20 protein-coding genes are annotated in these 20,506 nt (G+C 70.0%); 12 read left to right on the top strand and 8 right to left on the bottom strand.

Going from position 1 to position 20,506, the window contains the following annotated elements:
- Together BMZ82_RS22355 and BMZ82_RS22350 are read left to right on the top strand one after the other, a co-directional pair.
- On the top strand, positions 1-318 hold a 318-nt coding region (locus tag BMZ82_RS22355; RefSeq protein ID WP_218159042.1), incomplete at its 5' end, for an integrase core domain-containing protein.
- Positions 319-1,381: 1,063 nt separating this feature from the next.
- A complete protein-coding gene (locus BMZ82_RS22350; protein ID WP_256252048.1) occupies positions 1,382-3,061 on the top strand; it encodes an alkaline phosphatase family protein in 1,680 nt (559 codons plus the stop codon).
- 32 nt (positions 3,062-3,093) lie between these two features.
- On the opposite strand, the gene dusB is transcribed toward BMZ82_RS22350, so the two are convergent.
- On the bottom strand, positions 3,094-4,266 hold the full coding sequence (gene dusB, locus BMZ82_RS22345) for a tRNA dihydrouridine synthase DusB (RefSeq protein WP_177244603.1): 1,173 nt from the start codon (positions 4,264-4,266) through the stop codon (positions 3,094-3,096).
- A gap of 64 nt (positions 4,267-4,330) precedes the next feature.
- Here dusB and BMZ82_RS22340 point away from each other — a divergent pair, with 64 nt between their 5' ends.
- Positions 4,331-5,785 carry an MFS transporter gene (locus BMZ82_RS22340; RefSeq protein ID WP_093778485.1) on the top strand — a complete coding sequence of 485 codons (1,455 nt, stop codon included), beginning with the start codon at positions 4,331-4,333 and terminating at the stop codon, positions 5,783-5,785.
- Between the two features lie 22 nt (positions 5,786-5,807).
- Here the strand turns inward: BMZ82_RS22340 and BMZ82_RS22335 are convergent, their stop codons facing one another.
- A complete protein-coding gene (locus BMZ82_RS22335; RefSeq protein ID WP_093778482.1) occupies positions 5,808-6,713 on the bottom strand; it encodes a helix-turn-helix transcriptional regulator in 906 nt (301 codons plus the stop codon).
- A 236-nt stretch (positions 6,714-6,949) separates the two neighbouring features.
- Here BMZ82_RS22335 and BMZ82_RS22330 point away from each other — a divergent pair, with 236 nt between their 5' ends.
- The 3 genes from BMZ82_RS22330 (at position 6,950) to BMZ82_RS22320 (ending at position 9,346) form a co-directional block, all read left to right on the top strand.
- A complete protein-coding gene (locus BMZ82_RS22330) occupies positions 6,950-8,314 on the top strand; it encodes an MFS transporter (RefSeq protein ID WP_256252047.1) in 1,365 nt (454 codons plus the stop codon).
- 83 nt (positions 8,315-8,397) lie between these two features.
- Positions 8,398-8,616, top strand: coding sequence for a hypothetical protein (locus tag BMZ82_RS22325; RefSeq protein WP_093778478.1), 219 nt, complete (start codon positions 8,398-8,400; stop codon positions 8,614-8,616).
- 187 nt (positions 8,617-8,803) lie between these two features.
- On the top strand, positions 8,804-9,346 hold the full coding sequence (locus BMZ82_RS22320) for an AraC-like ligand-binding domain-containing protein (RefSeq protein ID WP_371271278.1): 543 nt from the start codon (positions 8,804-8,806) through the stop codon (positions 9,344-9,346).
- A gap of 40 nt (positions 9,347-9,386) precedes the next feature.
- On the opposite strand, the gene BMZ82_RS22315 is transcribed toward BMZ82_RS22320, so the two are convergent.
- On the bottom strand, positions 9,387-9,992 hold the full coding sequence (locus BMZ82_RS22315) for a TetR/AcrR family transcriptional regulator (protein WP_093778476.1): 606 nt from the start codon (positions 9,990-9,992) through the stop codon (positions 9,387-9,389).
- Positions 9,993-10,026: 34 nt separating this feature from the next.
- Complete coding sequence (locus tag BMZ82_RS22310) at positions 10,027-11,028, bottom strand: aldo/keto reductase (protein WP_093778516.1); 1,002 nt, start codon at positions 11,026-11,028, stop codon at positions 10,027-10,029.
- 181 nt (positions 11,029-11,209) lie between these two features.
- On the opposite strand from BMZ82_RS22310, the gene BMZ82_RS22305 reads away from it, so the two are divergent.
- Complete coding sequence (locus tag BMZ82_RS22305; protein ID WP_093778474.1) at positions 11,210-12,325, top strand: endonuclease/exonuclease/phosphatase family protein; 1,116 nt, start codon at positions 11,210-11,212, stop codon at positions 12,323-12,325.
- On the opposite strand, the gene BMZ82_RS22300 is transcribed toward BMZ82_RS22305, so the two are convergent.
- Both BMZ82_RS22300 and BMZ82_RS22295 read right to left on the bottom strand, forming a co-directional pair.
- Positions 12,304-12,663, bottom strand: coding sequence for a DUF397 domain-containing protein (locus BMZ82_RS22300; protein ID WP_093778472.1), 360 nt, complete (start codon positions 12,661-12,663; stop codon positions 12,304-12,306). The genes BMZ82_RS22305 and BMZ82_RS22300 overlap by 22 nt on opposite strands.
- Entirely contained in the window at positions 12,645-13,487 is an 843-nt protein-coding gene (locus BMZ82_RS22295; protein WP_093778470.1) for a helix-turn-helix domain-containing protein, read from the bottom strand. Before BMZ82_RS22295 ends, BMZ82_RS22300 begins: the two co-directional genes overlap by 19 nt.
- Before the next feature lie 165 nt (positions 13,488-13,652).
- Here BMZ82_RS22295 and BMZ82_RS22290 point away from each other — a divergent pair, with 165 nt between their 5' ends.
- Positions 13,653-14,042, top strand: coding sequence for a hypothetical protein (locus BMZ82_RS22290; RefSeq protein ID WP_093778468.1), 390 nt, complete (start codon positions 13,653-13,655; stop codon positions 14,040-14,042).
- A gap of 158 nt (positions 14,043-14,200) precedes the next feature.
- On the opposite strand, the gene BMZ82_RS22285 is transcribed toward BMZ82_RS22290, so the two are convergent.
- Positions 14,201-15,583, bottom strand: coding sequence for a glycine--tRNA ligase (locus BMZ82_RS22285; RefSeq protein WP_093778466.1), 1,383 nt, complete (start codon positions 15,581-15,583; stop codon positions 14,201-14,203).
- 228 nt (positions 15,584-15,811) lie between these two features.
- Here BMZ82_RS22285 and BMZ82_RS22280 point away from each other — a divergent pair, with 228 nt between their 5' ends.
- From BMZ82_RS22280 to BMZ82_RS22265, 4 genes are read left to right on the top strand one after another with little or no spacing between them, the layout of a single operon-like run.
- A complete protein-coding gene (locus tag BMZ82_RS22280) occupies positions 15,812-16,768 on the top strand; it encodes a metal ABC transporter substrate-binding protein (RefSeq protein ID WP_093778464.1) in 957 nt (318 codons plus the stop codon).
- A gap of 34 nt (positions 16,769-16,802) precedes the next feature.
- On the top strand, positions 16,803-17,603 hold the full coding sequence (locus tag BMZ82_RS22275) for a metal ABC transporter ATP-binding protein (RefSeq protein ID WP_256252045.1): 801 nt from the start codon (positions 16,803-16,805) through the stop codon (positions 17,601-17,603).
- Entirely contained in the window at positions 17,603-18,505 is a 903-nt protein-coding gene (locus BMZ82_RS22270) for a metal ABC transporter permease (RefSeq protein WP_093778462.1), read from the top strand. Before BMZ82_RS22275 ends, BMZ82_RS22270 begins: the two co-directional genes overlap by 1 nt.
- A 59-nt stretch (positions 18,506-18,564) precedes the next feature.
- Positions 18,565-18,984 carry a Fur family transcriptional regulator gene (locus BMZ82_RS22265; RefSeq protein WP_093778460.1) on the top strand — a complete coding sequence of 140 codons (420 nt, stop codon included), beginning with the start codon at positions 18,565-18,567 and terminating at the stop codon, positions 18,982-18,984.
- A gap of 158 nt (positions 18,985-19,142) precedes the next feature.
- Here the strand turns inward: BMZ82_RS22265 and BMZ82_RS22260 are convergent, their stop codons facing one another.
- Complete coding sequence (locus BMZ82_RS22260; protein ID WP_093778458.1) at positions 19,143-20,489, bottom strand: histidine-type phosphatase; 1,347 nt, start codon at positions 20,487-20,489, stop codon at positions 19,143-19,145.
- Positions 20,490-20,506 lie beyond the last annotated feature (17 nt).

The following is a 20,506-nucleotide window of genomic DNA, read 5'->3' as shown; positions in this document are numbered from 1 at the left end:
ATCATGCACACGGATCGCGGCAGTGAATACACGAGTGACGAATTCCGCACCGAAATAGGCAAGTTGCGCATGAGGCAGTCGATGGGACGCGTCGGCTCTTGTTACGATAACGCCGCCGCGGAAAGCTGGTTCGCCATTCTGAAAGCGGAGATCGGGACGACCGTGTGGGAGACCCGCGAGGCGGCCCGGGCCGACGTTTTCCGCTACATCGAGGTCGAGTACAACCGCAGCCGGCTCCGTCGGCACCCCGACTACGGGTACGTCACCCCGCTCGAAACGAGATCCCTGCTCAGGCAGAACCTCGCCCCGGCAGCGTAAACACCCGCTGTCCAGTTCGCGGGGGGAACTTCAGCTCGGTGTTCGGCCTCGGCCTGGTTCGGGGCTTGGCTCGGGCGGGGCGTGGTGCCCGGGTCGGGGCTTGCCTGATGCTCGCTCGGTGCTTGGCTCGGGGCTCGGGTTCGGCTTGGCTTCGGACTGGGTTGGTGCTTGGGTTGGGCTTGGCTCTGGTGCCTGGCGTTGTGCTTGGTTTGGGCTCGCTTGGTGCTTGGCGTGGCGTTTGCACGGTGTTTGCCGAGGCCTGGCCGGGGGCCCCTGAACGCGGGCCGAGGGCAGGCCGTACGAAACTGTGGCGGATCCACCCCACACCGGATCCGCCAAACCGCCGGGCTTCGTACGGAAGGACCCTCGGGTGCCTGTCTCCACTCACTCATCCCACCTGCCTGAACCGAAAGACCCCGAGGACGACACCGTGACGGGTACGGCGACGCCAGAAACAGGGGCACCGGAGGAAGAGACGGCCTCCCAGGCGGTGACTCCCGAGAGGACGACCCCCAAGGCGGCGGCCCCTGAGGCAGAAGCCCCGGAGACGGTGAAACCGGAGGCGCAGACACCGGAGACGGAGGCCTCGAAACCGGAAGCCGCCGAAGCGGAGGCCCCGGAGGCGAAGGCACCGGAGACGACGGCTTCGGAGGCGGAGACCGCGGAGACGGAGGACACCGAGACGGCGGCCCTGGAGCCGAAGGCCCCGAAGGCGGCAGCCTCGCCGCCAGAGGACACGGAGACAGCGGCCTCGAAGACGGCAGCCACCGAGACAACGGGCCCGGAGACGACAGCCTCGGAGCCAAAGGTCACCGAGACGACGGCCTCGAAGGCGGCGGCCACCGAGACAGCATCCCCGGAGGCGGCGGCCCCGGAGTCAAAGGACACCGAAACAACGGCCCCGAAGGCGGCGGACGCCGAGGCGGAGGCCCCAGCCACTGACCGCGACGGCGAGGGCGACCGCGACACCGACGCCGATCGCGACGACCGTGACGCCGCAGACGGCGAGGGCGACCGCGACGCCGCCGACCGTGAGGGCGACCGCGTGCACCCCCCCGGGATCATGGCTCGGGTTGCCTACTGGCGGGCCTGGCGGGGGCGGCATCCTCGGGGGGCTCAGGTGGTGTCTTGGGGGGTGACTGTGTTGTGTGTGGTGTTGGTGCTGGGGGCGTTGGTGTTGCCCAACCGGCTGTTCTCGGTGCATGTGAGTCGGTTCCTGCGGCTGCCGGGGGAGGCGATCATCGGTGCGGCCGTGCTGCTGGCGCTGCCGCGCCGGCCGCGGGTGGCGCTGGCGGCGGTGGCCGGTGCCGCGCTCGGGGCGCTGACCGTGCTGAACCTGCTCGACATGGGGTTCGTGGAGTACCTGGGCCGGGACTTCAACCTCGTCCTGGACTGGGGTCTGCTGGACGACGCGCAGTCGTACGTGGCGGACTCGATGGGCGGCACGGTCGCGATCGCCGCGGCGATCGGCCTCGTCCTGCTCGTCGTCGGGGTCATGGTGCTCATGGCGCTGGCGACGGTCCGGCTCAGCGGGCTGCTGGCGCGGGACACCCGGCAGGCGACCCGGGGCACGCTGATCGCGGGCACCGCCTGGATCACCTGCTCGGTGCTGGGCCTGCAGTACGCCGGGGCGCCCCTCGCCTCCGACCAGGTCGCGCACACGCTCACCTCGGAGGCGAGGCGGGTCCGCGACACCCTCAAGGACGAGGCCGCGTTCGGGAAGGTGGCGCGGAGTGACACGTTCGGGGCCACGCCCGCCGATCAGCTCGTGCCGGATCTGCGCGGCAAGGACATGATCTTCACGTTCATCGAGAGCTACGGCCGCAGTGCCATCGAGGACCCGGTGATGGCGCCGGGCGTCGACAAGACCCTCGACGTGAGCACGCAGGCGCTGGCGAAGGCCGGCTTCCACGCGAAGAGCGGCTGGCTGACGTCGGCGACGTACGGCGGCAGCAGTTGGCTCGGTCACTCCACCACCTTGTCCGGGCTGTGGGTCGACAACCAGCAGCGCTACCGCACGGTGATGGCCAGTGACCACCTGTCCCTGACCAAGGCGTTCAAGAAGACCGGCGCCTGGGACACGATCGGTGTCATGCCGGGCGTGCAGAAGGGCTGGCCGGAGGCCAAGTTCTACGGCCTGGACAAGGTCTACAACGCGTTCCAGATGGGGTACCAGGGACCGAAGTTCAGTTGGTCCACGATGCCGGACCAGTACGCGCTGGAGGCGTTCCAGCGGCTGGAGCACGGCCGCGCGGGCCGCGACAAGCCGCTGATGTCGGAGATCATCCTGACCTCCAGCCACCAGCCCTGGGCGCCGATCCCGAAGATGGTCGGCTGGGACCAGCTCGGCAACGGTTCGATCTTCGACGGCATCCAGAAGGCCGGCAAGAAGGCGTCCGACGTCATAGCGGACAGCGCCAAGTCCAAGGAGGAGTACGGCAAGTCGATCCAGTACTCGGTGACCGCCCTCACCCAGTGGCTGGAGCGGTACGGCAGCGACGACACCGTCCTCGTCTTCCTCGGCGACCACCAGCCGATAGCTCGGGTCAGCGGCAACAACGCCAGCCGGGACGTGCCGATCTCGGTCGTCGCCAAGGACCCGAAGGTCCTCGACAAGATCGCCGCCTGGAACTGGACGGACGGCCTCAAGCCGGCCCACAACGCCCCGGTGTGGAAGATGGACTCCTTCCGCGACAAGTTCCTGACGGCCTACGGCTCGACCCCGCACCCGAGCAACGGCTGAGCAACCGCTGAGCTGGACACTTCTGGGCGCCGTCAGCCGCCGGACGTGTCCAGTTCCGCGTCCTCGCTCACGCCTGCGCAGTCGTACGGGTCCTTCAGCCAGCCGTCCGGGAGGACTACGCGGTTGTTGCCGGATGTGCGGCCGCGGGGGCCGTCGGCGCCGGTGGGCCAGGGCTGGGTGAGGTCCAACTCGTCCAGGCCGGTGCGGAGTTGCTCCAGGGAGGACGTGATCGCGAGGCGTTTGCGCATTTCGCTGCCTACCGCGAAGCCCTTCAGGTACCAGGCGACGTGTTTGCGGAAGTCGATGACCCCGCGTGCCTCGTCGCCGATCCACTCGCCGAGGAGGGTGGCGTGGCGGACCATGATGTCGGCGACCTCGCCGAGGGACGGGCGGGCGATGTCGTCCGTACGGCCTTCGAAGGCGGCGACCAGGTCCGCGAACAGCCATGGGCGGCCGAGGCAGCCGCGCCCCACGACCACGCCGTCGCAGCCGGTCTCGCGGACCATCCGCAGCGCGTCGCGCGCCGACCAGATGTCGCCGTTGCCGAGGACGGGGATCTCCGGGACGTGCTCCTTGAGGCGGGCGATGGCCTCCCAGTCGGCCGTGCCGCCGTAGTGCTGGGCGGCGGTGCGGCCGTGCAGGGCGATGGCCGTGACGCCCTCCTCGACGGCGATGCGGCCGGCGTCGAGGTAGGTGATGTGGTCGTCGTCGATGCCCTTGCGCATCTTCATCGTCACCGGGAGGTCGCCGGCGCCGCTCACCGCCTCGCGGAGGATCGCGCGCAGCAGGTGCCGCTTGTAGGGGAGGGCCGAGCCGCCGCCCTTCCTCGTCACCTTCGGGACGGGGCAGCCGAAGTTCAGGTCGATGTGGTCGGCGAGGCCCTCTTCCGCGATCATGCGGACGGCCTTGCCGACGGTGGCCGGGTCGACGCCGTACAACTGGATCGAGCGCGGCTTCTCGGTCGCGTCGAAGTGGATGAGCTGCATGGTCTTCTCGTTGCGCTCGACCAGCGCCCGGGTCGTGATCATCTCGCTCACGAACAAGCCCTTGCCGCCACTGAACTCCCTGCACAGCGTGCGGAACGGCGCGTTGGTGATCCCGGCCATCGGGGCCAGGACAACGGGCGGCTGGACGGCGTGCGGGCCGATCCGCAAGGGAGACAAGGGAGACAAGGGAGAGGAGGGGGACAGGGGCGTCGTGGGCATGGCCCCATTCTCGCGTACCGGACCGACTGCGGCGAAATTCATTAGTTAGGCGTACTATTCACGCATGCCCGAGCTCAGCCCCCGTCGACGGCTCCTCGTTCTCGCGATCTGCTGCATGAGCCTGCTGATCGTGAGCCTGGACGTCACCGTGCTGAACGTGGCGCTGCCCGCGATGCAGCGCGACCTGCACGCCACCACCGCCGGCCTCCAGTGGACGATCGACGCGTACACCCTGGTCCTGGCCGCGCTGCTGATGCTCGCGGGCTCGACCGCCGACCGGATCGGCCGCAAGAAGGTCTTCATGGCCGGCCTGGTCGTGTTCTCGCTGGGCTCGCTGCTGTGCTCCCTCGCGCCGAGTCTGGAGCTGCTGATCGCGGCGCGCATGGTGCAGGCGGTCGGCGGTTCGATGCTGAACCCGGTCGCCATGTCGATCATCACGAACACCTTCACCGCCCCGCGCGAGCGCGCCCGCGCGATCGGGGTGTGGGGCGCGGTCGTCGGCATCTCGATGGCCGCCGGCCCGCTGCTGGGCGGACTGCTGGTGGAGTCGGTGGGCTGGCGCTCGATCTTCTGGCTCAATCTCCCGGTCGGCCTGGTGGCCCTCCTGGCGACCCTGCGCTACGTCCCCGAGTCCCGCGCGCCGAAGGCCCGCCGCCCCGACCCGGTCGGCCAGCTCCTGATCATCACCCTGTTCGGCTCCCTGACGTACGCGATCATCCAGGCGCCGGAGGCGGGCGCGGCGACCAGCGGCCCTTTCGCCGCCGTCGCGCTGACCGCGCTGCTCGGCCTGCTCTGGTACGAGCCCCGGCGCGACGAGCCCCTCATCGACCTGCGCTTCTTCCGCTCGGCTCCGTTCAGCGGGGCGACGGTGGTGGCGATCAGCGCGTTCGCGGCGCTCGGCGGGTTCCTGTTCCTGTCGACCCTGTACCTACAGAACGTACGGGGTCTGGACGCCCTGGACGCGGGCCTGTGGATGCTGCCGATGGCCGTCCCGATGTTCCTGTGCGCCCCGTTGTCCGGCCGGCTGGTCGGCACCCGGGGCCCACGGCTGCCGCTGCTCATCGCGGGCGTGGCGATGACGGCGAGCGGTGTGCTGTTCGCGGCCTTCGACGCGGAGACGTCCGACACGACCCTGTTCCTCGGGTACGCGCTGTTCGGCGTGGGCTTCGGTTTCGTGAACGCGCCGATCACCAACACGGCGGTATCGGGCATGCCGCGCAGCCAGGCGGGCGTCGCGGCGGCGGTCGCCTCCACCAGCCGCCAGCTCGGCCAGACGCTGGGCGTCGCGGTCGTCGGCGCGGTCCTGGCGGCGGGCGTGAGCACCTCGTCCTACCGTGACACGTTCGTCTCCGCCGCCGTCCCCGGCTGGTGGATCCTCACCGGCTGCGGCCTGTCGGTCCTGGTCCTGGGGGCCGTCACCACCGGCGCCTGGGCCCGGCGTACGGCGGAACGCACGGCGCGGCAACTGGAGGCACCGGAGATCCAGGACGCGGCGGCGACGCCGAGCGTCAACGCGTGACGACGCTTCCCTGGCCCTGGCCCTAGCCCTCGCTATGGCCCTCGGCGTCGCCGTGCAGCGCGTACAGGTTCTCCAGCCGTGCGCGGGTCTCCGCGTCCACCGGGACGTACGTGATCATGCGGGCGCCGTTCTCCGGGCTCAGCCACATGTCGGTCTGGGTGACGGTGAGGAGGCCGACCTCGGGGTTGCGGAACTGCTTGGTCTTGCTGCGGGTCGCCACGACCTCGTAGCGCTCCCAGTTCTCGCGGAACTCCGGGGACTCCGTCTGGAGGCGCTTGACCAGCATCTTCCAGGCCGGCTCGGAGAGGTGGCCGGCCATCGAGGCGCGGAGTTTGGCGGTCAGCACCCGCCGGGACTCCTCGAGCTGGACGATCGACTCGCTCCACTGCGGGTCGATGTGGATGAGGAGCACGCTGTTGCGGTCCTCGGGCGGCACGGCGTCCAGGTCGCCGAGCAGGTGGGCGTAGGTGCGGTTGTAGGCCAGGATGTCGTGGCGGCTGTTCTGGACGCAGGCGGGCAGCGGGTCCAGTTGGTGGAGCAGTCCGTGTACGGCGTCGGAGATGCCGGTGCAGGAGGCGGCCGGGGTGGGGTCGGTGGCGTCCGCGAGCTGGAAGAGGTGGGCCCGTTCGCTCGGGTCGAGTTCCAGGGTGCGGGCGAGGGCGTCCAGGACCTGGACCGAGACGTGGATGTCCCTGGACTGTTCGAGCCAGGTGTACCAGGTGACGCCGACCGCCGAGAGATGCGCGACCTCCTCGCGGCGCAGGCCGGGCGTGCGACGGCGCGTTCCTCGCGGGAGGCCGACCTGTTCGGGTGTGATGCGCTCGCGGCGGCTGCGCAGGAAGGCGGCCAGTTCATGGCGTCGGATCTCCGAGCCGCTCGCCGCCCTGCCCGCTGTCGTGCTCGGCGTCTCCTGGGCCATCGTCGTCATGCCTCCAGCGTGCCGCCGTCCGGACCCTGTTGCCAGGTACTCCTTATACCAGGACAAGGACAATCTGGTACCCGTCTGACGGGCGGCGCACGATCGACGGCGTGACACAGAAGAACACGACCACGAGCACGGCCACGACCGAGACCACGACCGAGACCACGACGACCGCCGCGACCGGCCTCCCACCGGACGCCCACTCCCCCGATTCCCCCGGTTCCCCCAACTCCCTCAGTTCCCTGGGGCTGTTCACCGTGCTGCTCGGTGCGGCGCTGCCTCTCATCGACTTCTTCATCGTCAACGTGGCGCTGCCCAGCATGGGCCGGGATCTCGCCGCGAGCGACTCCGTCCTCGAACTCGTCGTCGCCGGGTACGGGGTCGCGTACGCCGTGCTGCTCGTCCTCGGCGGGCGGCTCGGGGACCTGTTCGGGCGGCGTCGGCTGTTCCTCGTCGGCATGGCCGCCTTCGGTCTGACCTCGCTGGCCTGCGGACTCGCGCCCGACGCGTGGACGCTGGTCGCGGCGCGGGTCGCGCAGGGCGCGTCGGCCGCAGCCATGGTGCCGCAGGTGCTCGCCACCATCCAGTCGTCCACGCAGGGCACGCGCCGCGCCAAGGCGATGAGCCTGTACGGGGCCACCGCCGGGCTGTCGATGGTGGCGGGCCAGATCCTGGGCGGGGTGCTGGTCGCGGCGGACATCGCGGGCACCGGCTGGCGCTCGGTGTTCCTGGTGAACGTCCCGGTCGTCGTCGTGGGACTGGTCCTCGCCGTGCGCGCGGTCCCCGAGACCCGCTCCCAGCACCCGGAGCCGGTGGACGGCCCCGGCACGGCCCTGCTCGCCGCCGCGCTGCTGACGCTGCTCGCCCCGCTCACCGAGGGCCGCGCGGCGGGCTGGCCGCTGTGGACGTGGCTGTCGCTGGCGGCGTTTCCGCTGGTCGCGGCGGCCTTCTACGTCGTCGAGCGGCGCGCCGACCGCGACGGCCGCACCCCGCTGATCCCGCCGAGCCTGCTCTCGCTGACGACGTTGCGGCGCGGGCTGACGCTCATGGTGCCGTTCTCGATCGGCTTCAGCGGGTTCATGTTCGTGGTGGCGGTGGCGCTGCAGAGCGGGGCGCGGCTGGGCCCGGTGCAGGCCGGTCTGGCGCTGGCCCCCATGGCGCTGTCCTTCTTCGTCGCCTCGCTCGCCGGGCCGCGTCTGGTGGCCCGGTTCGGGGCGCGGGTGGTGACGGCGGGGTCGGTGGTCCAGGGCATCGGCATCCTCGTCATCGCGCTGACGGTGTATGCCGACTGGCCCGACGTGGGCTTCGTCCAACTGCTGCCGGGCGCGGCGCTCGCCGGTGCGGGGCAGGCACTCCAACTCCCGGTCGTCATGCGGATCGTGATGTCCGAGGTGCCGCCGGCCCGGGCGGGCGTCGGCAGCGGGGTGATGGTGACCACCCAACAGGCCTCGCTGGCCCTGGGCGTGGCGACTCTCGGCACCCTGTTCCTGTCCCTGGTACCGGGGTTGGGCATGCGGGACGCCCTGGTGACCACGATGTCCGTGCAGTTGGCCGGGGTGGCCGTGACGGCACTGCTGAGCCTGCGACTGCCCCGCAAGGTCCACTGAAACGGGCCGAGTTGAGGCGACGGCCCGGACAACTCGTCGGGCCGAAACCCCTGTTGGCGCCGGGCGTGCCGCACACTCCTTGGATGTCGGAGATCAGCACGAGCAAGGTGAGCCGCTGGGACCAGCACGGGCGGGAGCACGTCGTCCGGGTTCGGCGCGCCGGAGTACAGCGCACGATCAGGTGTGACACGTGCGGCTGGCGCAAGGGGGCGCAGTTCCTGCCCTGGCTGAAGGCGGAGGAGCATCTCACCGAGGCCCACCAGGCGACGGTGAACCCGTCGGAGGGCCGCGAGTCACGATGACGCCCGAGTCCCGGAACAGGAACCTGAGCGTTGACGTACTCTCCCCAGGCGCGGGACCGGGCAGGAGCTCCCGCCGAGGACCTGGGCGAAGGGCGAGGCGGGGCGGGGCGGGGCGGGATGATCGGGACGGCGTTCCGGACCGAGGACGTACCGGTGGAGGACAAGGTTCGAGTACTGGCGACAACTGATGGACCGGACGATCGCGCCCAGCGACATGAGCAGTGACCACGCCGCCGACTTCTGGGCGGAGCAGCGGTTGCTCGAACCGGGGCCGGTGCGGGTGTGGCCCGTCCGGGTGCCGCCGACGCGGTACCGGCGGAACGCGCGGATGGTGCGCCAGTCCGACCCCGAGGAGTACCACCTGTCGCTGGTCCTCGGCGCAGGGCTGGGCTTCGCCCCTGTCGGACGGGTCGACACATACGGCCCGCACGACCTGTGGCTGTCCGACAGCTCACGCCCGTACGTCGTACAGCCCTACGGCATGCGGCCGTCGGCCGACCGGGAGCTCCCCTTCATCACCGGTGTGGGCATGGAGTTCCCCAAGACCCTGCTGCCCATGCCGCCGGCCCGGGTCCGGGAGCTACTGGGCAGGCGGCTGCCGGGGCGGGAGGGAACGGGCGCCCTGCTGACGGGTTTCCTCACCGCCTTCCGCGCCGCGTACGGGATCTCACCCACGGAGTACCGGTTCCAGTCGCTGTTGGCGCGGTCGGCACTGTCCGAGGGCGAGTAGACGCGCCGTCGAACCCAGCGGCCCTGTGTCGGCGACAGCCTCAGGACCGAGGCGGGTGGGCCCGGAGTCCTTGCAGGAGCAGGTCCACCAGGGCCCGGAAGTCGTCCTGTGCGCCCGGCTGTTCCCATTCCTGGACGTAGGCGGGGTCGTGGAAGCGGCCGGTGGCCTGGAAGACGGCTCGGGCGCTGGTCGCGGGGTCGGGGGTCGCGAAGGCGCCGGCCGCCGCGCCCGCCTCGATGATCCGGGCCAGTTGGCCGGTCAGGTCGTCGACGTGGTCGGTGACCGTCGAGCCGACCTCGGGGACCAGGACCATGTAGGTGGCGAACAGTTCGGGGTCGTCGCCCGCCTTGCGGCGCTTGGCCTCGAAGAGTTCCGCGAGCCAGTCGCGCAGCCGGGTCTCCGGGGCGCGGGTCTCGTCGGCGGTGATGTCGGCCAGGATCTGCGACGTGCGGTCCAGCCACCGTTTCGTGACCGCCTCGCGTAGCGCCGCCTTGGTACGGAAGTGGCGGTAGACGCTGCCGTGGCTGACGCCGAGCGCGCGGGCCACGTCGACCACGGTGGCCTTGGCGGGCCCGTGGCGGCGCAGCACCTCCTCGGTGGCCGCGAGGATGCGCTCGGCGGTCAGGGTCTCGGTGGTTGATGCCATGCTCAGACGGTACCTGGCACGGGGAACACCCGGATCACGCCTCGAGGTGTGCCATCTGGGACGCCGGGTAGCGGTCGCCCGCGGCGGCGTCGGCCGGGACCGCCTCCTCGATCGCGGCGAGGTCGGCCGCGTCGAGCGTGACCTCCAGCGCGCCGAGCGACTCCGCGAGCTGTACGCGGGTCCGCGCGCCGATGAGGGGCACGATGTCGGTGCCCCGGCTCAGCACCCAGGCGATCGCGATCTGCGCGACGGTGACGCCCTTCTGCTCGGCGATCTTCCGCAGGGCGTCCACCAGGTTCAGGTTGTGCTGGAGGTTGTCGCCCTGGAATCGCGGGGTCATGGCCCGCCAGTCGTTCGGCGCGAGCTGCCGGCCTGCGGTGAAGTGGCCGGAGATCAGACCCCGGGAGAGGACGCCGTACGCGGTGATGGCGATGCCCAGCTCGCGGGTGGTCGGCAGGACCTCCCGCTCGATGTCCCGCGAGATCAGCGCGTACTCGAACTGGACGTCCGCGATCGACGCGGTGGCGGCGGCCCGGCGGATCGTCTCGGCACCGACCTCGCTGAGGCCGATGTGCCGGACGTACCCCTGCCCGACGAGTTCGGCGATCGCGCCGACCGTCTCCTCGATCGGTACGGCCGGGTCGAGCCGGGCGATGCGGTAGACGTCGATGTGGTCGACGCCGAGGCGCTGGAGGGAGTACGCGGCGAAGTTCTTGACGGCTTCCGGGCGGCCGTCCATGCCGTTCCAGCCGCCGTCCGCGTCGCGCAGCGCGCCGAACTTCACGCTGACCTGCGCCTGCTCGCGGCGGGCCGCGGGCGCGGTGCGGAGGGCTTCGCCGATCAGCATCTCGTTGTGACCCATGGTGTAGAAGTCGCCGGTGTCCAGCAACGTCACGCCCGCCTCCAGGGCGGCGTGGATCGTCGCGATCGACTCGGCCCGGTCCGCGTCGCCGTACAGCTTCGGGGACATGCCCATGCAGCCGAGGGCGAGGGCGGAGACCTGGGGGCCGGTGGTTCCGAGAGTGCGCGTGTGCATCGTCGTCATGCCCATCAGCATGGCATGACAGATGACAGATTTCAACATCTGTCATTCGTCACCTGTCAGCCGTTACCTGTTAGCTGTCACCTGTCATCCGTCACCTGTTAGTCGTCACCTGTCCGCAGGACAGCGTTCGTGTGCGCTCGGAGAATGTGAGGTACCGATGAGGAGGTACGTCATGACCATCCGGATCGCCAGCTTCAACATGGAGAACCTGTTCCGTCGGCCCACCGCCTTCCGCCTCGCGGACCCGGTGGCGCGCAAGGACGTCCTCGACGACTTCGCCGCGCTCGCCGCTCTCCTGGATCTGCCGGTGTACTCGGACCAGGACAAGGCGGAGATCGTCCGGCTCATCATGAAGCACCGGGCGTACGACTCCGACCCGAAGAACCCGCCGCCGCTGATCTTCGTCAACCAGTCCCGCCCGGGTAAGGACGCCGGGCTGCTCAAGATCTCCGGGTCGGGACGCCGGACCACCGTCGAGGTCACCGCCAAGGGCCGTGGGGCGTGGGCGGGTTGGGTCGAACTGGGGCAGGACGATCTCGACCTGGACGTGGTGCGCAACACCGGCCGGGTGGTCTCGGAGGTCGACGCCGACATCCTGCTCACCGTCGAGGTCGAGGACCGGCTCACCCTGGAACGCTTCAACACGCAGGTCCTGGAGGGGGCGCTCGGCAGGCGGCCGTACCCCTACAACCTGCTGGTCGACGGCAACGACAGCCGGGGCATCGACATCGGGATCTTCAGCCGGCACCCGATCACGTCCGTGCGGTGCCACCTGTTCGACACCAACCCGGACCGTCCCGACCAGCGCCTCTTCAGCCGGGACTGCCCCGAGTTCGAGATCCAGCTCAACGGCACGCCCCTGGTGATCCTCGGCAACCACCTCAAGAGCAAGTTCCACGACGACCCGGAACTGCGGCTGGCCCAGGCCAAGCGGGTCGCGGAGATCTACCGGGCCGCGCTGGAGCGCACCCCGCACGTCATCGTCGCCGGGGACCTCAACGACAACCCGGACAGCGACTCCGTCAGGACCCTAGAGGGCACCGGGCTGCGGGACGTGATGAGTCACCGGTCCTACCGCGGCCTCCCCGGCACGTTCGGAGAGTGCAAGTCCGAGCGGGACAAGATCGACTACCTGCTGCTCGCACCGGAGCTGTGGCAGGAAGTGCAGCATGTCGGCCTGGAGACCCGCGGCATCTTCGCGGACGGCATCAAGGCCTTCGACACGGTGACATCGAAGCTGAACGCGGCGTCCGACCACGCGGCACTCTACGCGGACGTCGACCTGTAGGCACCGACGAAGGCACCCCAGGCCTCCGCCCGGAAGAGCAGTGCGCCCCGGGCGGGGGCCTTGCTGTCCCGAACGGGGACGAGGGAGGGGAGGTTGTCGGCGAATTCGAGGCACTGACCGCCGTCCGAGTTGCTGTGAGTGCTCTTACGCCAGGCGGCGGTGCAGAGGAAGTCGTCGGACACTTCGAGGCATGCGCCGCCGTCCGAGTTGCTGTAGCTGCTCTTGCGCCAGGCGACGGTACGGAGGAGGTCGTCAGAAACTTCGACGCAGTTACCGCCGTCGGTGTTGCTGTAGGAGCTCTTGCGCCACGTCACGCTGCTCAGGTCGATGGCTCGCACGGCAGATCCTCCAACATACGCAAGATAAACGTACGCGACTCGGCAGGGCTCAGCGCCAAGTCACGTACGTCATCATATGTGCGGTGCAGACGCTCAACTTTGCTGGTTTCCTCAAGCAGTTCGCCTCGCACATCATTCTCCGCCCAGGCCACCATTCGGCCGTCCAACAGACGCAGGAAAGTCACGGCAGTGTCCATCAGGCCGTGCAGCCCAAGCCCGAAAGGCAGCACGTAAACGCTGATGTTCGGGCGGGTCAACGCCTCCGTCAGGTACATCAACTGCTTGCGCCACTCCACCTTGTCGCGCATCGCGTTGCGTAGTACCGCCTCGGAGAAGATGGCCCGGAAGGGGGGCGCATCGTCCCCCTCCAGCAGCTTCGCCCGGCCTGCACGTGCCTCGACCTGCTGGTTCAGCTCCTCGTCCTTGATGCCGCCCGCCGCAAGCAACTCGCGTGCGTACCCAGGAGTCTGAAGCAGACCGTGAACGGTACCGCCCCCGTAGTGCCACAGAGCCAGCGCCTCCGCCTCCAGCCCCATGTACCGCCGATACTGCTCCTTGAACTGCGACAAGTCCGCGATCGCAAGCTCCCATAACGTGATCAGCAACGGTCGCGTCCCGTAATGGTGATCCAGCGCCTCCACGACCTCCGGGCTCCCCAGGCTCTGCCCCGTCTCCATCTTCCCGAACGTCGACGCGGTCCACCCCAGCGTCTCCTCCAACTGCCGCAGGCTGTCCCCCTTCGCGGCCCGGAGCGCGCGCAGTTCCTCCGCGAACCGTCGCCGAGGGTCCTGACTCCGTCCCGTGACCGCACGCCTCGCCGGCATCTCACTCCTCTTCGCGTTTGTGGATTTTGCGCCCCTGGACGAACACCTAGCGCCCGTCCACGGCATGTCGCACCCGCGCCGGGGTCATTCTTACGTCGACCCCACCACCCAGAGTAGCCCAACTATCACATTTCGTATGTAAGTTGGGTGAAAGGAGCAAACTCCATGCAGCACGAATCCGGCGCCCTTCTCTACGACCCCGCGACCAACAAGGTCGGTGAGTACCAGGACCGGTCCGGCCCCTACGCGTTGCTGCGGCCGGTCGGCGGTGGCCGGGAATGGCAGGCCGACCCCACCGCCGTACGCCTTGCCACCCCCGCGGAGCGGATGAGCGCCGGTGTGCGCGCCGCGAACCAACGCCCGCGCACCGACGGGCCGTTCCTCGTCGCCGTCGGTCCCCGTCCGCCCGTGCCGATGCCGGACTGCGCCGAGTGCGAGGACCTCGTGACGCAGCGCGCCGCCGCGCGGGCCGAGCACGACTACAGCGCGGAGACCGACGCCAACGTGCTGCTGCGCCGCCACCAGCACCAGGACCACCAGGACCACCTGAACTGACGTCCGGCCGTCGTCCCGACGGTTCGGGGTCAGGGCAAGGTGAAGGGCGAGGCCGCCCAGGCTGGGACGGCGGCACGCAAAAAGCTGACGGGGGACCCCGACCCGGGGTCCCCCGTCAGCTTCAGCTTCCGTGTGCCGGCCAGCTCACCGGCCAGGTGCTACGCGCCGACGAGGCGCGCCGCGAGGTAGCCCTCGATCTGGTCGAGAGACACCCGCTCCTGCTTCATCGAGTCGCGCTCGCGCACCGTCACCGCGTTGTCGTCCAGGGTGTCGAAGTCGACCGTCACGCAGTACGGCGTGCCGATCTCGTCCTGGCGGCGGTAGCGGCGGCCGATCGCGCCCGCGTCGTCGAACTCGATGTTCCAGTTCTGCCGGAGGGCGGAGGCGAGGCCCTTGGCCTTCGGGGACAGCTCCGCGTTGCGGGACAGCGGCAGGACCGCGACCTTCACCGGGGCGAGACGGTGGTCGAGGCGCAGCACCGTGCGCTTCTCCATCTTGCCCTTGGCGTTCGGGGCCTCGTCCTCGATGTAGGCGTCGAGGAGGAACGCGAGCATCGCGCGGCCGACACCGGCGGCCGGCTCGATGACGTACGGCGTCCAGCGCTCCTGGGCGTCCTGGTCGAAGAAGAAGAGGTCCTGGCCGGAGGCCTTGGAGTGCGCGGTGAGGTCGTAGTCCGTGCGGTTGGCGACGCCCTCCAGCTCACCCCACTCGTTGCCGCCGAACTGGAAGCGGTACTCGATGTCGGCGGTGCGCTTGGAGTAGTGGGAGAGCTTCTCCGCCGGGTGGTCGTACCAGCGCATGTTCTCCTCGCGGAGACCGAGGCCGGTGTACCAGTTCCAGCGCTGCTCCATCCAGTACTCCTGCCACTTCTCGTCCTCGCCCGGCTTGACGAAGAACTCCATCTCCATCTGCTCGAACTCGCGGGTGCGGAAGATGAAGTTGCCGGGCGTGATCTCGTTGCGGAAGGACTTGCCCATCTGGGCGATGCCGAACGGCGGCTTCTTGCGCGAAGTGGTCTGCACCTGGGCGAAGTTGGTGAAGATGCCCTGGGCGGTCTCGGGGCGCAGGTAGGCGATGGAGCCGGTGTCCTGCGTGGGGCCGAGGTGGGTGGAGAGCAGCCCCGAGAACTGCTTGGGCTCGGTGAACTGGCCCTTGTTGCCGCAGTTGGGGCAGTTCACGTCCGCCAGGCCGTTCTCCGGCAGGCGCTTGTGCTTGGCCTCGTACGCCTCTTCCAGGTGGTCCGCGCGGAACCGCTTGTGGCAGGAGGTGCACTCGGTCAGCGGGTCGGAGAAGGTGGCGACGTGACCGGAGGCCACCCAGACGTCGGGGGCCAGGATGACGGACGAGTCGATGCCCACCACGTCCTCGCGCGACGTCACCATGTAGCGCCACCACTGGCGCTTCAGGTTCTCCTTCAGCTCGACACCCAGCGGTCCGTAGTCCCAGGCGGCACGCTGTCCGCCGTAGATCTCACTGCAGGGGAATACAAAGCCACGGCGCTTGCTCAGGCTGACGATGGTGTCGATCTTGTCGGCGGCCACGGTGCTCTCTTCATAACGACGACGGGCGACGAAGCGAGGTGCTTCCAGCGAAGCCTTCAGGGTACCGGCGGGGCCTCCCCCTCGACCAAATCGGATCCCGTCCGGAAGGACACCGGGCACGGCCCGCGACGGCCATATCGCTGCTCTTCGGTGTTTACCAGGCCCATACCAGAGTCTTGCCCGAGGCCTTGTTGACAACGGTTTCCATATTTGTTGAAAATGAGTGTCATGAACGTACGACGACTCATATCCGGCACCGCGATAGCCGCGGCCACCGCCCTCGGCCTCGGCACCCTCTCCGCCTGCTCCTCCGACAGCGCGGCCGCGGCCAACACGGACAAGTTCGACGTCGTCGCGTCGTTCTACCCGATGGCCTTCCTCGCCGAGCAGATAGGCGGGGACCATGTGCACGTCACCAGCCTGACCGAGCCCGGCCAGGAGCCGCACGACCTGGAGATCAGCGCCAAGCAGACCGCCGCGCTCCAGGAGTCCGACGCGGTGCTCTACCTCAAGAACCTCCAGCCCTCCGTCGACGACGCGGTGACCCAGTCCGAGGTCAAGACCAAGATCGACGCCGCCGCCCTCACCACGCTGGAGAAGCACGGCAACGAGGTCGGCGGCCACGCGGCCGAGCACGACGACCACGCGAACGAGGAGCTGGCCGGCCTCGACCCCCACATCTGGCTCGACCCGGTGCGCTACGCCCAGGTCGCCGCGGGCGTCGGCAAGGCCTTCGAGAAGGCCGACCCGGCCCACGCGGCCGACTACACGAAGAACACCGCGAGCCTCGTGGCCAAGCTCGACGCCCTGAACACCGAGTTCAAGACCGGGCTCGCGACCACCAGGACCAAGGTCTTCGTCACCACCCACGCCGCCTTCGGCTACCTCGCCGAGCGCTACGGCCTGACCGAGGAGGCCATCAACGGCCTCGACCCCGAGTCGGAGCCCAGCGCGGCGCGCGTGAAGGACCTTGAGAAGATGGCCAAGGCCGACGGCGTCACGACCGTGTTCTACGAGACGCTCGTCAGCGACAAGACCGCGAAGACCATCGCCTCCGACGCGCACCTGAAGACGGACGTCCTCGACCCGATCGAGGGCATCACCGCCAAGTCCAAGGGCACGGACTACTTCTCGGTCCAGCGGGCCAACCTCAAGGCCCTCCAGACGGCCCTGGGAAGTAAATGATCAGCTCGATGATCAGTTCAGCTCGATGATCAGCATGGAGGACGACGACATGGCCGAGCCCGACCCCGACGCCGAGCCCGTCATCGCGCTGCGCGCGGTCCGCGCCGACCTGGGCGCACGCCCCGTCCTCCGGGGCATCGACCTCACCGTGCGGCGCGGTGAGGTCGTCGCCCTGCTCGGCGCCAACGGCTCCGGCAAGTCCACCGCCGTACGCAGCGTGATCGGTCAAGTGCCCCTGGTCGAGGGCGAGATCGAGCTGTTCGGCACCCCGCGCCGCCACTTCCGCGACTGGTCGCGGGTCGGGTACGTCCCGCAGCGCACGACGGCCGCCGGCGGGGTCCCGGCCACGGTGACGGAGATCGTCTCCTCGGGCCGCCTCTCCCGCACCCGCTTCGGCGTCTTCCGCAAGGCCGACCGGAACGCCGTACGGCACGCCCTGGACCTCGTCGGCATGGCGGACCGCGCGAAGGACAACGTCGACGCCCTCTCCGGCGGCCAGCACCAGCGGGTGCTGATCGCCCGCGCGCTGGCCTGCGAACCCGAGCTGCTGATCATGGACGAGCCGATGGCGGGCGTCGACCTGGCCAGCCAGGAGGTCCTGGCACGGACCCTGCGCGAGCAGGTCGCGGCCGGTACGACCGTCCTGCTCGTCCTGCACGAACTGGGCCCCCTGGAGCCCCTCATCGACCGGGCCGTCGTCCTGCGCGACGGCTGCGTGATGCACGACGGGCCGCCCCCACAGGCCCTCGGCCAGCACGCGCTGCCCGGCCACGACCACGTGCACCCGCACGCACCCGCGGGCGCCGAACCGATCCGCACGGGACTGCTGAGCTGATGGACCTCCTGAACTACGCCTTCATGCAGCGGGCGCTGCTCGCCGCGGTCCTGGTCGGCGTCACCGCCCCCGCCGTCGGCATCTACCTCGTCCAGCGCCGCCAGGCCCTCATGGGCGACGGCATCGGCCACGTCGCGATGACCGGCGTCGGCCTCGGCTTCCTGCTGTCCTGGTCGCCGGTGTGGATGGCCACGGTCGTCTCCGTCCTCGGCGCGGTCGTCATGGAACTCATCCGCTGGTACGGCAAGACCCGCGGCGACATCGCCCTCGCCATGCTCTTCTACGGCGGCATGGCCGGCGGCGTGATGTTCATCAACCTCGCGCCCAGCGGCTCCAACGCCAACCTGACCTCGTACCTCTTCGGCTCGCTGTCCACGGTGTCGGAATCGGACGTCACGGCGATCTGCCTGCTCGCCGCCTTCGTCGTCGTGGTCACCCTCGGCCTGCGCCGCCAGCTCTTCGCCGTCAGCCAGGACGAGGAGTTCGCCCGGGTCACGGGCCTGCCGGTGCGCGCCCTGAACCTGCTGACGGCGATCACCGCGGCGGTCACCGTGACCGTGGCGATGCGCGTGGTGGGCCTGCTGCTGGTGAGCGCGCTCATGGTGGTCCCGGTGGCCGCCGCCCAGCAGCTCAGCCGCAGTTTCGCCGCCACCTTCGCCATCGCGGTGGCGATCGGCGTGACCGTGACCATCGGCGGCACGGTCACCTCGTACTACCAGGACGTCCCGCCCGGCGCGACGATCGTGCTGCTGACCATCGCCGCGTTCATCGCGCTGAGCCTGCTGGCCGCGCCCCTGGCCCGCCGCCGCGCCCGCGCCCTGGCCGCCGGACAGCTCGCCGGAGACCCCGCGGAGTGTGCGATTCCGGCCACCCGCGGGTCGGGGGAAGGGATCGGCGTCTGACCGGGCACAGTCCGGGCTGGCACAATGGCCCGGCAAGCCGCAGACGTGAGGAGGCAACGGTGACTACCGCTGGACCGCCCGTGAAGGGCCGCTCCACCCGGCAGCGAGCCGCCGTGGCAGCGGCGCTCGACGAGGTCGACGAGTTCCGCAGCGCGCAGGACCTGCACGACATGCTCAAGCACAAGGGCGACTCGGTGGGCCTGACCACGGTCTACCGCACCCTCCAGTCCCTCGCCGACGCGGGCGAGGTCGACGTCCTGCGCACGTCGGACGGCGAGTCGGTGTACCGGCGCTGCTCCACCGGCGACCACCACCACCACCTGGTCTGCCGCGTCTGCGGCAAGGCCGTGGAGGTGGAGGGCCCGGCAGTGGAGAAGTGGGCGGAGGCGATCGCCGCGGAGCACGGGTACGTGAACGTGGCTCACACGGTGGAGATCTTCGGCACGTGCGCGGACTGCGCGGGGGCCTCCGGCGGCTGAGCGGGGGCAGCTGAGCGGGGGGCTTCACCGGGCACGGTGGGCGCGGTTGAGGAAGAGAGCCGTGGTGCCGCGCCGTGTCAGGCAGCAGCATCGGCTGGTGGCGCAGCGTGATGACCGGTGCCGCGCCCGATTCGCCCAAGTCCGCCGACCGCCCCGGTTCAGCTCCGCCCGAAGCAGCGCTCCAGCTCGTCCAGGTCGTAGAACTTGCTGCCCTTGGCGAGGGGGTGGCAGGCGGCCTTGAAGGCGGTCTCCCGCTCGTTGTAGAGCATGCGCAGCGCGTAGCGGCCGTTGTTCTCGTAGACGTCCCACTGGATGTTGGAGCCCAGGGGGGCCACGTCGGCGCCGCGCCAGGGGTTGGCGGCGTAGGTGTAGGGCTGGTCCACGGTGGCCGGGTCGGTGCTGCCGGGGAGGCCCAGCAGGGCGGCCAGCGGGATGATCTCCTCGGCGTGGGTGAAGCGGAGTTCGGCGCCCAGGGTGCTGGTGCCCGCGCGCTTGGCCTCCACCTGCTTGAAGAGGTCGTCGAGCAGGACGCCGGCCATCTTGTACGTGATGTCGCTGTCGGCGAAGCCGGGACCCTTCTCGTAGAAGTCCTCGGTGTCGCCGAGATACCCGAACCAGGCGGCGTCGGAGGTGGAGAGGTAGCGCTGCATCCCCCAGCCCTTGCCGTCGGGGGACTCCTCGGCCATCGCGGGGGCGATCGCGTACAGGTTGTAGACGGCCGTCGCGGCCGCCACCCGGTCGGCGGCGGGCAGTCGCTCGACGAACGCGGCCTTGAACAGGCGGCGCAGGACGCTGTCGGCGGCCCGGTGGGTCTTCGGCTGGCCGGTGAGCGTCGCCAGCGTGTCGGCGAGACGCTTGTCGTTCGCGATGTAGTCGCGGTAGGCCGCGCCGCCGTCCGCCTTGTGGAAGTACAGCAGGTCCTTGTCGGTGCGGGTCGCGCCGATCAGCGGCTTGAGCGCCGGGTCGGTGGCGGCGAGGGCGCCCGCGTAGAGGTTCGCGCTGTCGACGGCCCTGCCCTGGCCCGAGCTGACGACGTCGATCTTCTCGCCCTTGCGGGCGATCCCGGCGAACAGGGACGGCAGCCGGTCGGCCATCCGGACGGCCGTGTCCTGGAGTTCCCGCTTGCCGAGGCCGCTGAGGTTGCCGTAGCCGACCTTCGCCATGGCGGCCTGCAACGCGCGCACCTTCGGGCCGAACTCCTCGCCCTTTCCGGTGAGTTGACCCGCCGCCTGCGCCTTGTCCCACAGGGCGAGGACCAGGTCGCCGTCCTCGCCGTCGGTGGCGGAGCGGGAGCCGTGCCGGGAGACGTTCTCCGTGAAGACGGGGGTGAAACCGGCCGGGGCCTTCTGGTAGGTGCGGGCGCTCTGCCGGGGCGCGTACGTGGCCTTCGTGCCGTAGGTCTCGCGGTGTGCGGGCTGGGCCGCGGCCTGGGAGGGCAGGGCCGCGGCCAGCACGGTGCACGTGGTGAGGGCGAGGGCGGAAGCGGCGCGGGTGAGGCGGTTCATGAGCGGATCGTCAGCGA

It is taken from the genome of Streptomyces sp. yr375 (genome assembly GCF_900110755.1).
GTDB lineage: Bacteria > Actinomycetota > Actinomycetes > Streptomycetales > Streptomycetaceae > Streptomyces.
The sequence above is the reverse complement of the archived record's forward strand: the minus strand, read 5'-3'. Positions and strand labels throughout refer to the sequence as shown.